The sequence below is a fragment of the Allobosea sp. Root483D1 genome, assembly GCF_001429505.1.
Lineage (GTDB): Bacteria > Pseudomonadota > Alphaproteobacteria > Rhizobiales > Beijerinckiaceae > Allobosea.
The window spans coordinates 54,687-67,730 of record NZ_LMJW01000001.1; the positions used below are offsets into that span (position 1 = coordinate 54,687).

The 13,044-nt window shown below is 68.4% G+C and carries 13 protein-coding genes and 1 other RNA gene; 11 read left to right on the top strand and 3 right to left on the bottom strand.

All coding sequences use genetic code 11. The features are described 5' to 3' along the window. Nucleotides 1–4: 4 nt before the first annotated feature. From ASE66_RS00265 to ASE66_RS00275, 3 genes are read right to left on the bottom strand one after another with little or no spacing between them, the layout of a single operon-like run. Entirely contained in the window at nucleotides 5–640 is a 636-nt protein-coding gene (locus tag ASE66_RS00265) for a DUF4166 domain-containing protein (RefSeq protein ID WP_057187579.1), read from the bottom strand. A 3-nt stretch (nucleotides 641–643) separates the two neighbouring features. Further along, nucleotides 644–2,050: an FAD-binding oxidoreductase gene (locus ASE66_RS00270; RefSeq protein WP_057187580.1), complete on the bottom strand. Its 1,407-nt coding sequence runs from the start codon at nucleotides 2,048–2,050 to the stop codon at nucleotides 644–646. An 18-nt stretch (nucleotides 2,051–2,068) separates the two neighbouring features. Beyond that, on the bottom strand, nucleotides 2,069–3,328 hold the full coding sequence (locus tag ASE66_RS00275; RefSeq protein ID WP_057187581.1) for a class I SAM-dependent RNA methyltransferase: 1,260 nt from the start codon (nucleotides 3,326–3,328) through the stop codon (nucleotides 2,069–2,071). A gap of 79 nt (nucleotides 3,329–3,407) precedes the next feature. Here ASE66_RS00275 and ASE66_RS00280 point away from each other — a divergent pair, with 79 nt between their 5' ends. From ASE66_RS00280 to ASE66_RS00325, 11 genes are all read left to right on the top strand, one after another. Beyond that, entirely contained in the window at nucleotides 3,408–4,451 is a 1,044-nt protein-coding gene (locus ASE66_RS00280; protein ID WP_057187582.1) for a cysteine synthase A, read from the top strand. A 5-nt stretch (nucleotides 4,452–4,456) separates the two neighbouring features. Then, the gene (locus tag ASE66_RS00285) at nucleotides 4,457–5,029 is read left to right on the top strand and encodes a hypothetical protein (RefSeq protein ID WP_057187583.1); all 573 of its coding nucleotides are present in this window, start codon (nucleotides 4,457–4,459) and stop codon (nucleotides 5,027–5,029) included. Nucleotides 5,030–5,206: 177 nt separating this feature from the next. Next, entirely contained in the window at nucleotides 5,207–6,271 is a 1,065-nt protein-coding gene (locus tag ASE66_RS00290) for a D-alanine--D-alanine ligase family protein (protein ID WP_057188614.1), read from the top strand. Nucleotides 6,272–6,526: 255 nt separating this feature from the next. Next, nucleotides 6,527–6,682: non-coding RNA, 6S RNA (gene ssrS / locus ASE66_RS31200), on the top strand. 6 nt (nucleotides 6,683–6,688) lie between these two features. Continuing rightward, nucleotides 6,689–7,264, top strand: a complete 576-nt coding sequence (locus ASE66_RS00295) for a 5-formyltetrahydrofolate cyclo-ligase (protein WP_057187584.1) — start codon at nucleotides 6,689–6,691, stop codon at nucleotides 7,262–7,264. Nucleotides 7,265–7,444: 180 nt separating this feature from the next. Beyond that, on the top strand, nucleotides 7,445–8,278 hold the full coding sequence (locus ASE66_RS00300; RefSeq protein WP_057187585.1) for a TIGR00282 family metallophosphoesterase: 834 nt from the start codon (nucleotides 7,445–7,447) through the stop codon (nucleotides 8,276–8,278). Continuing rightward, entirely contained in the window at nucleotides 8,278–9,432 is a 1,155-nt protein-coding gene (locus ASE66_RS00305; protein ID WP_057187586.1) for a benzoate/H(+) symporter BenE family transporter, read from the top strand. The genes ASE66_RS00300 and ASE66_RS00305 overlap by 1 nt, the downstream gene beginning before the upstream one ends. Beyond that, a complete protein-coding gene (locus ASE66_RS00310; RefSeq protein ID WP_057187587.1) occupies nucleotides 9,429–10,082 on the top strand; it encodes a thiamine phosphate synthase in 654 nt (217 codons plus the stop codon). Before ASE66_RS00305 ends, ASE66_RS00310 begins: the two co-directional genes overlap by 4 nt. Continuing rightward, complete coding sequence (locus tag ASE66_RS00315) at nucleotides 10,079–10,999, top strand: tetratricopeptide repeat protein (protein WP_057187588.1); 921 nt, start codon at nucleotides 10,079–10,081, stop codon at nucleotides 10,997–10,999. The genes ASE66_RS00310 and ASE66_RS00315 overlap by 4 nt, the downstream gene beginning before the upstream one ends. An 85-nt stretch (nucleotides 11,000–11,084) precedes the next feature. Continuing rightward, nucleotides 11,085–11,873, top strand: coding sequence for an inositol monophosphatase family protein (locus tag ASE66_RS00320; protein WP_057187589.1), 789 nt, complete (start codon nucleotides 11,085–11,087; stop codon nucleotides 11,871–11,873). An 86-nt stretch (nucleotides 11,874–11,959) separates the two neighbouring features. Beyond that, complete coding sequence (locus tag ASE66_RS00325) at nucleotides 11,960–12,997, top strand: hypothetical protein (RefSeq protein WP_082613116.1); 1,038 nt, start codon at nucleotides 11,960–11,962, stop codon at nucleotides 12,995–12,997. Nucleotides 12,998–13,044: the final 47 nt, after the last annotated feature.

Genomic DNA, 13,044 nt, shown 5'->3' on the forward strand with positions numbered 1-13,044 from the left:
ACGCCTAGCCTTCCGCTACAGCCGATCCGGGCGCCTCCTCCGGAAGCGAGAACACCCCGCTGTAGCGGAAGAGCTCGCCGAAGAGCGGATGCCTCAGCGTCATCCGCATGCTGAAGCTGCGATCATCGATCGGCCGCTCCTCGATATAGCCGGTGCCGAGGAGAAGCCCGACCGGCAAGGGCAGATCGTAGCCGAAGAGCCGCCAGACATAGCCCACGTCGCGGAAGACCATCGCCCCCTCCTCCGCCGTCACCTTGAGGCGCATGCCGACGCCGAAGCGGACGAATTCGATGACCTGGTTCGGGCCGGTCTGCTGCATGCGCGAGCGGAAATGGAACGGCTTGCGCCCGGCGAAGTGGAATACCCGGTCCCAGTGCAGCGTCCCGTCTTCTGGTCGGGCGGTGTAGTGCACCTCGATCGGCACGTCGCGGCCGCGATAGGGCACCAGCGCCCCGACGATCCGGGCGAAGGGCAGCAGCACCTTGGCGAAGGCACTGTGCTCGACCTCGTGCATTACGCCCTTGACGCAGATGTAATCGTCGCTGAACGAGCGCAGGAAGTAGTGGCGCCGTATGACCTCGCCGAGCTTCGCCCAGTCCTCGCCAAGCACCTCCTGGAAGACCGGCCGGCGTTCGGGCATGCGCTACAGCACCGAACCGGGATTGAGCACACCCCTGGGATCGAGCGCCGCCTTCACCGTCCGCATCAGGTCGAGTTCGACCGGGTCCTTGACCCCCGGCAGAAGCGAGCGCTTGAGACGGCCGATGCCGTGCTCGGCCGAGATCGAGCCCTTGAGCTCGGTGACGATGGCGTGCACCGCCTCGTTCATCGCGCCCCAGCCGGCGAGATAGGCGGCCTTGTCGGCCCCGACCGGCTGGCTGACGTTGAAATGGATGTTGCCGTCGCCGAGATGGCCGAAGGGCACCGGCCGGCAGCCCGGCACCATCGCCTCGACCCTGGCGATGGCGCGCTTCAGGAATTCCGGCGTCGCATGGAGCGGCACGGAAATGTCGTGCTTGATCGAGCCGCCCTCATGGGTCTGAACCTCCGACAGCATCTCGCGCAGCTTCCAGAGATCGGCGCGCTGGCCGAGCGAACCGGCGAGCACGGCATCGGTGACCAGCCCCTCCTCCAGCGCCTCGCCGAGGAAGGCTTCGACCGCATCGCTCAGTCCGGCCTCGGCCTGGGCCGAAACCTCCATCAGCACGTACCAGGGCGACGGCTCGGAGAGTGGATCGCGGGCACCGCTGGCGTGGCGGACGACGAAGTCGAGGCCGATGCGCGGCATGATCTCGAAGGTGGTGAGCGTGCCGCCGGCGCTGGCCTTGGCCTTGTTGAGCAGGGACAGCGCCGCTTCCGGGTCGGGCACGGCGAGGAAGGCGGTGGCGCGCGCCGCCGGCAGCGGGAAGAGCTTCAGCACGGCGGCGGTGATGATGCCGAGCGTGCCTTCCGAGCCGATGAAGAGGTTCTTGAGGTCGTAGCCGGTATTGTCCTTGCGCAATTGGCGCAGGCCGTTCCAGACGCGGCCATCGGCGAGGACGACCTCGAGGCCGAGGCAGAGCTCGCGCGCATTGCCATAGGCGATCACCGCCGTGCCGCCGGCATTGCTCGAGAGATTGCCGCCGACGGTGCAGGAGCCTTCCGAAGCGAGCGAAAGCGGGAAGAGCCGCCCGGCGGCCTCGGCCGCTTCCTGCGCCTTCTGCAGGATGACACCGGCCTCGACGGTCATGGTGTCGCCATCGACATCGACCGAGCGGATCTTGTCGAGCCGCTGCAGCGACAGGATGATCTCCCGGCCCTCGGCGACCGGGACCTGGCCACCGACCATGCCGGTATTGCCGCCTTGCGGCACGACCGTCGCGCCAGTCTCGCTCGCCCACTTCATCAGGGCCGAAACCTCGGCGACGGAGCCCGGCCGGACCACCGCTTGCGCCTTGCCGTGGAAGAGACCGCGCGGCTCCTTGAGATAGGGCACCATCGCATCGGCGTCGGTGATCACGTTCTTCGCGCCGACGATGCCGGCCAGAGCTTCGATAACGGGCGCGCTCATCCTGCCTCCAAGGCGATCTTATCTGCGGCTGCCGACGGCCTTGCGAAAGACGCCGACGAGTTCGATGTGGGCGGAATAGCGGAACTGGTCGACCGGCGTCACGCGCTCCAGCGCATAGCCGCCTGCGACCAAAAGCGCTGCGTCGCGAGCGAAGCTACCGACATCGCACGAGACATAGGCCACAACGGGCACCTTGGAGGCCGCGAGGCGCTTGACCTGCGCTTCCGCACCAGCGCGTGGCGGGTCGAGCACCACGGCGTCGAACACACCGAGCTCATGCTCCAATAGCGGCCGGCGGAAGAGGTCGCGGGCCTCGGCTGCAACCGGCCTCAGGCCCTGCGTATGATTGGCGGCCCGGCTCAGGGCCTGGACCGCGACCTTGTCGCTCTCGAAGGCCGAAACCTGTGCCTTTTCGGCGAGCCGGACGCTGAACGGACCGCAGCCGGCGAAGAGGTCGGCGACGCGCTTCGCCTTCGGGATCGCATCGAGCACGAGGCGCGACAGGATCGCCTCTCCCTCCGCCGTCGCCTGCAGGAAGCCGCCGGGCGCCGGCGTCACCGCGGCCTTGCCCATCAACTGGAAGGGCGCGCGCCGCTCGACGATGATCTCGCCATGCATGGCGAGGCGGGCAAGATCGAGCCGTTCGGCCGCCTCGGTGAGCTGTCGGCGTAAGGCATCGCCAGCCGGGCCATGGCCGCGAATATCGACATCGAGCCCGGCTTGCGAAGCGGTGAGCTGGATATCGAGTGGCTTGTTCGAGGACCGCAGCCGGTTGGCAAGAAGCTGCGCCACAGCAGGCGCCCGCTCCAGTCCCGGCGCCAGCACCGGGCAGGCTTCGACCTCGATCAGATCGTGGCTCCTGGCCGCCATGAAGCCGACGCGCATGCCATCGTCCTCGCGGCGGGCATGGAAGGTGACGCGCCTGCGGCCTTCGCCATGGGCATCGAACACGGCAGCGACCTCGGTTTCCAGCCCGGCGCGGGAGAGCGCGGTCACCACCTGCTGGCGCTTCCATTCGGCATAGAGCCCCTCGCCCATATGCTGCGCTGCGCAGCCGCCGCAACGGGTGAAGAGCGGGCAGATCGCGGCAATGCGCGAGGCAGATGGCGCGAGAATCTCGATCAGCTGCCCGCGATCGCCGTCGCGCACCACCCGAACGCTCTCGCCCGGCAGCGCGAACGGCACGAAGACCTGCCCCTCGGCCGTCTCGGCGACGCCGTCGCCGCGCTGGCCGAGCCGCGCGATCGTGAGCGTTTCATTCATGGCGAGGGCGGACATGTGCTTCCAGATCGTGACGTGATTGCGGGTTTGGCCTATCAGGTGCCGACCGACAGGGAAATGGCTGGAGTTGCCTAACATGACCATCCGCAACGGCGTCGTCGAAGCGATCGGCAACACACCCCTGATCAAACTGAAGCGCGCCTCGCAGGAAACCGGCTGCGAGATCCTCGGCAAGGCCGAGTTCATGAACCCCGGCCAGTCGGTCAAGGACCGAGCCGCGCTCGCCATCATCCGCGACGCTGAAAGGAGCGGCGCGCTCAAGCCGGGCGGCGTCATCGTCGAGGGCACCGCGGGCAATACCGGCATCGGCCTCGCTCTGGTCGGCAATGCGCTCGGCTATCGCTCGGTGATCGTGATCCCGGAGACGCAGAGCCAGGAAAAGAAGGACATGCTGCGGCTCGCCGGCGCGACCCTGGTCGAGGTGCCGGCTGTCGGCTACGTCAATCCGAATAATTACGTGAAGGTCTCAGGCCGCCTCGCCGAGGAACTGGCCAGAACCGAGCCCAACGGCGCGATCTGGGCCAACCAGTTCGACAACGTCGCCAATCGCCAGGGCCATATCGAGACGACCGGCCCGGAGATATGGCAGCAGACCGACGGCAAGGTCGACGGCTTCGTCAGCGCCGTCGGCACCGGCGGGACGCTCGCCGGCGTCGCCATCGCGCTCAAGAGCTTCAATCCAAAGATCCGCATCGCCCTCGCCGACCCGATGGGCGCGGCGCTGTATTCTTATTACACCACGGGCGAGCTCAAGGCCGAGGGCTCCTCGATCACCGAGGGCATCGGCCAGGGCCGGATCACCAAGAATATCGAGGGCGCACCGATCGACGTCGCCTTCCAGATTCCGGACGAGGAGGCGATCCCGCTCTGCTTCCAGCTGCTGGAGGAAGAGGGCCTCTGCCTCGGCGGCTCCTCGGGTATCAATGTCGCCGGCGCGATCCGGCTGGCGAAGGAGATGGGGCCCGGCCACACCATCGTGACCATCCTCTGCGACTACGGCACGCGCTACCAGTCGAAGCTGTTCAATCCGGAATTCCTGCGCTCGAAGAACCTGCCGGTACCCGGCTGGCTCGAACGCGATGGCGGGCTGGAGGATGTGCTGGCCAAGGTGATGGCCTAAACACCATGCTGCTCGACCGGCGCACGCTTCAGGGCATCGCCGAGGGCCGCATCACTGTCGTCCTGCGGCGCTGGCGCCGGCCGAGCGTCAAGAGCGGCGGCACACAGCTGACGGCGATCGGCCAACTCGCCATCGAGGCGGTCGAGCCGATCACGGAAGACCAGATCGACGCAGCCGATGCGACCGCCGCAGGCTTCGACACCCGCGACGACGCGTTGGCCGCGCTGTCGGGCCGCGAAGGCGACCTCTATCGCATCCGCATTCGTCTCACCGGCGCTGACCCGCGCGAAGCCTTGCGGGAAGCCGACGCAGTGACTGAGGCGGACATTGAGGAGTTGATGGGGCGTCTCGATCGGCTGGATTCCCGCCAGCCCTGGACACGCGCCACGCTTGAGCTGATCGCGGCGTATCCGGCACGGCGCGCCGCCGACCTCGCTGGCCTGCTCGAGCGCGAGACGCTCCCGTTCAAGCAGGACGTGCGAAAGCTCAAGGCTCTCGGCCTCACCAAGAGCCTCGACGTCGGCTACAGGCTGTCGCCGCGTGGCATGGCGCTGCTGGCGAAGCTTCCGCCGCGCTGACGAGCCTGACGCCGCCAGTCTGCTTGGCGACCGCTGTCAACGCCGGGGCCGGCCGGCGCCGCGGTGATCAGGGCCATCGTCGATGGCGAGCAGCATGTTTTCCCGCCGCCTTTGCAATTCCTCAATCATGCCCGACTGACGCTTCTCTATGGAAGCGAATCGATTAAGGCGGCGACGATGAGCGACAGGGTGCGGGTGGCGATTCTCCTCGGCGGCAGGTCTTCCGAGCACGAGGTCTCGCTGATGTCCGCCGCCAATGTGGTCAAGGCGATCGACAAGGCGAGATACGACGTCGTGCCGATCCTGATCACCAAGGCCGGTGAGTGGCGCGAGCTCGAACTGCAGAACGGCGTCCTGCCCGATCCGATCCCGCAGGACGGCGCCGAGCTCTGCCTGCTGCCCGGCGGCGGCGGGCGCCTCCTGCGCCTGCAGGACGACGCCGCTCCGCAAATGCTCCAGAAGATCGACGTGCTCTTCCCGGTGCTGCACGGCCTCGACGGCGAGGACGGCTCGGTCCAGGGGCTGGCCGCGGTCGCCGGCATCCCGCTCGCCGGCTGCGGCATCGCCGGCTCGGCCAATGCGCTCGACAAGGACCTTGCCAAGCGGCTGCTGCGCGAGGCCGGCCTTGGCGTCGCTCGTTCGCTCACCGTCCGCCGGGGCGAGACGCTGAGCTTCGAGCAGGCCAACGCTGCGCTCGGCCTGCCGCTCTTCGTCAAGCCGGCCCGGCAGGGCTCCTCGGTCGGCGTCAGCAAGGCGACGAATGCCGAGAGCTTTACCGCAGCCCTCGCCGAAGCCTTCCGGCACGACAGCGTGGTCCTGGTCGAGGAGTTCATCGACGGCCGCGAGATCGAGCTCAGCGTGCTGGAGCAGGCCGATGGCGAGACCATCGTCTCGCTGCCGGGCGAGATCGTCGCGGCCGCGAGCCATGGCTTCTACACCTACGAGGCCAAGTATCTCGACGAGGACGGCGCCCGCGTCGAGGTGCCGGCCAATCTGCCCGAGGAGACGATCGCAAATCTGCAGGTGCTGGCGAAGCGCGCCTTCTACGCCCTCGGCTGCGACGGCATGGCCCGCGTCGATTTCTTCCTGCGACCGGACGGCAGCGCGCTGGTCAACGAGATCAACACCATTCCCGGCTTCACCGACATCAGCATGTTCCCGAAGGCGCTCGCCGCCAGCGGCATCGCCTATCCCGACCTGATCGACCGGGTGATCCGGCACGGCATCTCGCGTGGTGTCTAAGGCAAGCGGCTAGGGGGCGAATAGCTTCCCCAGGGTTCTTGGTCATCCCGGACGCAGCGAAGCGGAGATCCGGGATCCATTCCGGAGCTTCTCCGATATGGGTTCCGGAATGGATCCCGGATCTCCCTGCGGTCGCCCGGGACGACCCGTGAGGAGATTGGCAGGTGATCAGCAAGCCTGCCAACCGCACGAAATTCCCGCACCTTCCACCAAACGCCTCTGGCGCTTTGCCGGCATGCGTCCTACCTTGTCTCGGCGGGGCTGCCTGGTGCGTGCGAGTTATGTATTCCCGGGCCCATACGACTCCCTAGGGAGCTGTCCCTGACCGGGTCCCTGGACCCGGACACACGGCGCCCACCTACTTTGTAGGTGTCCCGGGATCGAAATCTCCACGGCCAAGGTGGCTCCGCACTTCAGATGACCGATGCCGTCTCTCACACTCCCTCTCCCCGCAAGGCGGCGTTGCGAGCCGAGGCGCTGGCCCGGCGCGACGCCCTCGAACTCGACGACCGCCTGCTCTGGGACGAGGCTATCGTCGCGCGCGTGCTGGCGCTCCCAGTGTTCAAGGAAGGGTCGGTCTCGGCCTATTGGCCGATGCGGTCGGAGGCCGATCCGCGCCCGATCCTGGAAGCCCTGCACGAGCGCGGCCTGCCGCTCTGCCTGCCGGCGATCGTCGAGAAGCACATGCACTTCCGGCGCTGGGCGCCCTGGGAGCCCATCGTCCCCGGCGGTTTCGGCACCCTGGTGCCGGCTCCCGAGCAGCCGGAGGTCAGGCCGGCGATCCTGATCGTGCCGCTCGCCGCCTTCGACCGGCGCGGCTACCGCATCGGCTACGGCAAGGGCTATTACGACCGCGCCATCACCGAGCTCGAACCGATCGCCACCATCGGCATCGCCTATGCCGCGCAGGAGATCGAGGCCGTCCCCGCCGAGGCGCATGATCGCCGTCTCGACTGGGTCGTCACGCAGGACGAGACGATCCGCTGCGGTTGATTTCGCTGCGGCGATCACGTCATTAGCAGGCGCGCCTTTCATTCAAGACGCAGTTGTCCCACCGTGTTTTCTTCCAACCCGCAAAGTCGTACCGCGCGGCCTGGGGAAAGCCGGGACCAGCGTCTGTGAAAGTGCGACAAGACGGGCCGCGATATGGCGGTCCAATCGTTGGATAGTGACATGCGTCTACTCTTTCTCGGCGACATCGTCGGGCGCGCCGGCCGCCTCGCCGTCCAGGATCGCCTGCCCGGCCTGCGCGAGCGCTGGAAGCTCGATTGCGTCGTGATCAACGGCGAGAACGCCGCCGGCGGCTTCGGCATCACCGAGGCGATCTGCGACGAGACCCTTGCCGCCGGCGCCGATGTCGTCACCCTCGGCAACCACTCCTGGGACCAGCGCGAGGCGCTGGTCTTCATCGAGCGCCAGCCGCGCCTGATCCGTCCGGCGAACTACCCGCCCGGCACGCCCGGCCGTGGCGCGACCGTGATCGAGGCGCGTAACGGCGCTCGCGTCCTCGTCGTCAACGTCATGGGCCGGCTGTTCATGGACGCGCTCGACGATCCCTTCGCGGCGCTCGATCGCGAGCTCGCCGCCTGCCCGCTGCGCGAGGCGGCCGACGCAGTCATCGTCGATGTCCATGCCGAGGCGACCAGCGAGAAGCTCGCCATGGCCTATTATCTCGATGGCCGCGCCAGCCTCGTCGTCGGCACCCATACCCATGTCCCGACTTCGGATACGCGCGTACTGCCGGCCGGCACCGCCTACCAGAGCGATGCCGGCATGTGCGGCGACTATGACTCGATCCTCGGCATGCAGAAGGAAGAGTCGATCCGCCGCTTCCTGCAGAAGACGCCGGGCTCGCGGCTCGAGCCGGCGCTCGGCGAGGGCACGCTGTCGGGCATCGCCGTCGAGACCGACGACAGGACCGGGCTCGCCAAGGCGGCCTGGCCGGTGCGTCTCGGCGCGACGCTGGCGGAAACCTGGCCGACCGCCTGGGATCAGCAGGGCGGCTGATGTCGCAGCTCTTCTCCGCTTTCGTCGCCGTCTTCGTCGGCTACGCGGCCTCGGTCGCAGTAATCCTCGCCGCGGCGCAGGCGCTTGGTGCGACGCCGGGGCAGACCGTCTCGATGCTTGCCGGGCTCGCCTTTGCCAAGGGGCTCGCCAGCCTCATCCTGTCCTGGCGGCACCGCATGCCGATCATCTGCGCCTGGTCGACGCCGGGCGCGGCGCTGATCGCGGCTGCGAGCGGCGTCGACATGGCCTCGGCCGTCGGTGCCTTCCTCGCTGCCGCCGCGCTGATGATGGCGACGGCAGCCTTCCGCCCGCTCGGCGCGTTGGTCGAGCGCATCCCGATGAGCATCGCCGCGGCTATGCTCGCCGGCGTGATCTTCCGCTTCGTCGTCGCCGTCTTCGACGAGACGAAGCTCCAGCCGGCCTTGGTGCTGACGCTGCTCGTCGTCTTCCTGCTGGCGCGACTGTGGAATCCCTTCCTTGGCGTCATCGCGGCACTGGGTGCAGGTCTCGCGCTCGCCTTCGCCACCGGCACCGCGACGTTGCCGGCCGGGCCGGTGGCGCTGACCCATATCGAGCTGATCGTCCCGCATCTCGACCTGACCGCGATCGTCGGCATCGGCATCCCGCTCTATCTCGTCACCATGGCGGCGCAGAACCTGCCGGGCTTTGCCGTGCTGCGCGCCGCAGGCTATCAGCCGCCGACGCCCTCCTGCCTGTTCGTCACCGGGCTGATGTCCCTTCTGACGGCCCCGACCGGTGCGCATATGGTCAACATGGCGGCGATCAGCGCGTCGATCTGTACCGGCGCCGACACCCATCCCGATCCCAAGCAGCGCTGGAAGGCCGGAATCTGGTACGGCTTCTTCTGGCTCGCCATTGCGGCGACTGCCGGCCTCCTGCTCGCACTGATCCTCGCCATGCCCAAGGCGCTAATCGTTGCGGTCGCCGGCCTTGGCCTCGTCGGCTCACTGACAGGCGCGCTCGGCCAGGCGATGGGGAGCGACAAGGATCGCTTTGCCGCGGTCGTCACCTTCGCGGTTGCGGCTTCCAGCCTGTCGCTGTTCGGCGTCGGCTCTGCCTTCTGGAGCTTGGTCGCGGGGCTTATGGTCTTGACATTGGATCACGCCGCAGGCCGTTTGCGCGCCAGATCATGACTACGAACCCGCCCCGCACCCGCCTGATGCTCGTCACGCCGCCGATCTCGGATCCCGGCGCGATCACCTTTCGCCTGATGCAGGCCTTCGCCGGCGGCGATGTCGCCGCCGTGCTGCTGCGGCTCGCGCCCGGCGACGAGCGCAGCCTGACCGAACGGGTCAAGGCTCTGGCTGCGCCGGTGCAGGCACAGAACGTCGCTTTGGTGGTCGAGGCCTCGGCCCAGGTCGCCAGCCGCGGCGGCGCCGACGGCGTCCATTTGACCCAGGGGGCCGATGTGATCGCCGATGCGCGGTCCAGCCTGAAGCAGGAGCGCATCATCGGGGTAGGGGGCCTGCGCTCGCGCCATGACGCGATGGATATGGGCGAGGCCGGTGTCGACTATGTCATGTTCGGCGAGCCGCGGCCGGACGGCTCGCTGCCGCCCTTGCCGGCGGTGATCGAACGCGCATCCTGGTGGGCCGAGATCTTCGAGACGCCCTGCATCGCCTATTGCCCGGATGCTGAGTCGGTTCCGGCCCTGATCGAGACAGGTGCCGAATTCGTCGCGCTCGGCGAATGGGTCTTCGCCGACGGCGTCGACATCCGCGCCGCGGTCGCCGCGGCCGATGCCGCGATCGCCGCGCAGCACGCCCGCAGGACGACGCGATGAGGCTTGCGCTCGCCGCGCTTGCCCTGACGTTCGCCCTCCCCGCCGCCGCGGTGGAGCCGGACGTCGCCTATGGCGCCTATCAGGCCGGGCATTATCGGCGCGCCCAGTCGGAAGCGCTGAAGCGGCTCGAGGCCGATCCCAAGGACGCCGCCGCGATGACGCTGCTCGGCGAGATCTATCGGCAGGGGCTCGGCGTCCGCATCGACCCCAAGGCAGCTGCCGACTGGTACCGCCTTGCGGCCGACAAAGGCGACGTCAACGCGATCTTCGCCCTCGGCATGGCGCTGCTGGAAGGCCGCGGCGTGACGCGCGATCCGAAGGCCGGCGGCGCCCTGCTGGAGAAGGCCGCCGCCGCCGGCCACCCCGCCGCCAACTACAACCTCGCCCTCGCCTTGCTCGCGACCGGGCGGCCGCCGGACGACCAGCGCGCTATCGCCGACCTTCGGATCGCCGCCGCCGCCGATCTCGGCGATGCCCAGCATGCGCTCGCCGTGCTCTACAAGATCGGCCGCGGCGTGGCGCAGGATGACGGCATGGCGGCCGAATGGATGGGCAAGGCTGCAGCCAGCGGGCTGATCGCCGGCGAGGTCGAATACGCGATCATGCTGTTCAACGGCGATGGCATCGCCAAGGACGAACGCGCCGCGGCCAGGCTCTTCATCCGCGCCGCCAACAAGGGCAACGCCATCGCCCAGAACCGGCTGGCCAAGCTCTACCAGTTCGGCCGCGCCGTCCCGCCCGACCTGTCGGAGGCGGCAGCCTGGCATCTGGCGGCCCGTGCCCAAGGGCTCGGCGACGCCACGCTCGACCAGATCCTGGAGCGGTTGTCGCCAGAGCAGCGCACCCGCGCCGCCCGCCTCGCGGCCGACCGGATCGAGGCCACGGCCTTGACGACGCCGAGCCAACCGAGCAAGTGACGACCGAATTCGCGCCGCGCAACCGGCGCCGCTCTTTGATAGTCTGTTCCATTCTGCCGCGCTCCTGGCGCCCGAGGTTTCGACAATGATCCGCTCCCCCCTGATGACCGTGATGACCGATGCCGTGATGAAGGCGTCGCGTTCGCTGAAGCGCGATTTCGGCGAGGTCGAGAACCTGCAGGTCCTGGCCAAGGGTCCGGGCGATTTCGTTTCCAAGGCCGACCACAAGGCCGAGGAGATCCTGCGCGCGGCGCTGGAGAAGGCGCGGCCGGGCTACGGCTTCGTCATGGAAGAGAGCGGCGTCGTCGTCGGGACCGACGAGAGCAATCGCTGGCATATCGACCCGCTCGACGGCACCCACAACTTCCTGCGCGGCATCCCGCACTGGAACATCTCGGTGGCGCTGGAGCGCGACAACCAGTTCATCGCCGGCGTGATCTACGACGCCGCCAAGGACGAGCTCTTCATCGCCGAGAAGGGCAAGGGCGCCTATGCCAACAACCGCCGCCTGCGCGTTTCCGGCCGGCGCGAATCGGCCGATATGCTGATCGGCATGGGCGTGCCCCATATCGGCAAGGGCGGCCACCCGCTCTTCCTGAAGGAGCTGGGCGCGGTGATGAGCCGCTTCGCCAATGTCCGGCGCATGGGCTCGGCCGCGCTCGACATCGCCTATGTCGCCGCCGGCCGCATGGACGCCTATTGGGAACGCGGCCTCAACACCTGGGATTTCGGCGCCGGCGCGGTGATGGTGCGCGAGGCGGGCGGCACATTCGGCACGCTCGACGGCAAGCAGCCAACCTCGGCCAAGGACGTGATCTGCGGCAACGAAGCCGGCGAGCCGGCGTTGCGCGCAGTCCTCAAGACCGTTCTTTGACGAAACCGAGGCCGTTTTCGGCTTGATCCCAGCGTGGCGGGAGGCGACAGTCGCCGCCGCGACGAAACCGGATCGGATGAGCAGGCATGGCCAATGACGAGGCGGCCCCCGAGGTCCCGCCGCTGGAGCCCCCAGCGACGGCACCCCATAGGCCGCAGGCGTTCCGTTTCTCCCGCCCGCTGCGCTATTTTCTCCGCGCGCTGGTCTTCCTTGCGCTGATCGGCTTCCTGATCTTCATCCTGCAGGACGGGCTGCGCACCGCCTTCATGACCAATCCGGGCCTCAACGGCCTGATCGTCGGGGCGCTCGCAGTCGGCGTGCTGCTGGCGCTGCGCGAGATCTGGCGCGTCGACAGCGAGGCTCGCTCCGCCAACCGCATGGCCGCCGATCCGTCCGGGACGACGATCCGGCGCAACCAGGTGATCAGCCCGCTGGCACCCGTGCTGCCGGCGCTGGACCAGCGCAACCTCGCCCCCAGCCAGGCGGCAAGCCTGCTCGAATCGGTCGCGGTCAGGCTCGACGACGGCCGCGAGGTTCTGCGCTATCTCGCCGGCCTCCTCGTCTTCCTCGGCCTGCTCGGCACCTTCTGGGGCCTGCTGGAAACCGTCTCCTCGGTCGGCAATGTCATCAAGAGCCTGCGCACCGGCGCGGAAGCCGGCGTGCTCTTCGACGAGCTCAAGGCCGGCCTCGCCGCCCCGCTCGCCGGCATGGGCCTGTCGTTCTCGTCCTCGCTGTTCGGCATCGCCGGCTCGCTGATCCTCGGCTTCCTCGACCTGCAGGTGGGCCAGGGCCAGCGCCGCTTCCGTAACGAGATCGAGGGCTATCTCGGCACCGCCACCGCGAATTCCGCGACCATCCCGCTGGCGATGCCGGTTTCCGGCCCGTCCGGCGACGTCCTGGTCGAGCGCCTCGACAAGCTCCAGGCGGCGATGCAGGACGGCTCCAACAACCGCGCGGCGACGCAGGCGCTGGCCAATCTCGCCGAGGGCATCCAGGGCCTCGTCCAGCACATGCGCTCCGAGCAGCAACTGATCCGCGACTGGGTCGAGGCGCAGGCGGTGCGCGAGAAGGATTTGAAACGCCTGATCGAGCGCCTCGCCGCCGAGCGGGTGGGCGAGTCATGACGCTGCCATGCTGCTGCGGCATCGCTGACGCTGATCGCTGGAAAGGC

Bases quoted from the DNA above. Each gene is read 5' to 3' on its own strand.
- ASE66_RS00305 (WP_057187586.1), top strand. From the start codon at position 8,278: ATGTCGCAGCTCTTCTCCGCTTTCGTCGCCGTCTTCGTCGGCTACGCG.
- ASE66_RS00285 (WP_057187583.1), top strand. From the start codon at position 4,457: ATGCTGCTCGACCGGCGCACGCTTCAGGGCATCGCCGAGGGCCGCATC.
- ASE66_RS00295 (WP_057187584.1), top strand. From the start codon at position 6,689: ATGACCGATGCCGTCTCTCACACTCCCTCTCCCCGCAAGGCGGCGTTG.
- ASE66_RS00300 (WP_057187585.1), top strand. From the start codon at position 7,445: ATGCGTCTACTCTTTCTCGGCGACATCGTCGGGCGCGCCGGCCGCCTC.
- ASE66_RS00270 (WP_057187580.1), bottom strand. From the start codon at position 2,050: ATGAGCGCGCCCGTTATCGAAGCTCTGGCCGGCATCGTCGGCGCGAAG.
- ASE66_RS00310 (WP_057187587.1), top strand. From the start codon at position 9,429: ATGACTACGAACCCGCCCCGCACCCGCCTGATGCTCGTCACGCCGCCG.
- ASE66_RS00315 (WP_057187588.1), top strand. From the start codon at position 10,079: ATGAGGCTTGCGCTCGCCGCGCTTGCCCTGACGTTCGCCCTCCCCGCC.
- ASE66_RS00275 (WP_057187581.1), bottom strand. From the start codon at position 3,328: ATGTCCGCCCTCGCCATGAATGAAACGCTCACGATCGCGCGGCTCGGC.
- ASE66_RS00265 (WP_057187579.1), bottom strand. From the start codon at position 640: ATGCCCGAACGCCGGCCGGTCTTCCAGGAGGTGCTTGGCGAGGACTGG.
- ASE66_RS00290 (WP_057188614.1), top strand. From the start codon at position 5,207: ATGAGCGACAGGGTGCGGGTGGCGATTCTCCTCGGCGGCAGGTCTTCC.
- ASE66_RS00325 (WP_082613116.1), top strand. From the start codon at position 11,960: ATGGCCAATGACGAGGCGGCCCCCGAGGTCCCGCCGCTGGAGCCCCCA.
- ASE66_RS00280 (WP_057187582.1), top strand. From the start codon at position 3,408: ATGACCATCCGCAACGGCGTCGTCGAAGCGATCGGCAACACACCCCTG.
- ASE66_RS00320 (WP_057187589.1), top strand. From the start codon at position 11,085: ATGATCCGCTCCCCCCTGATGACCGTGATGACCGATGCCGTGATGAAG.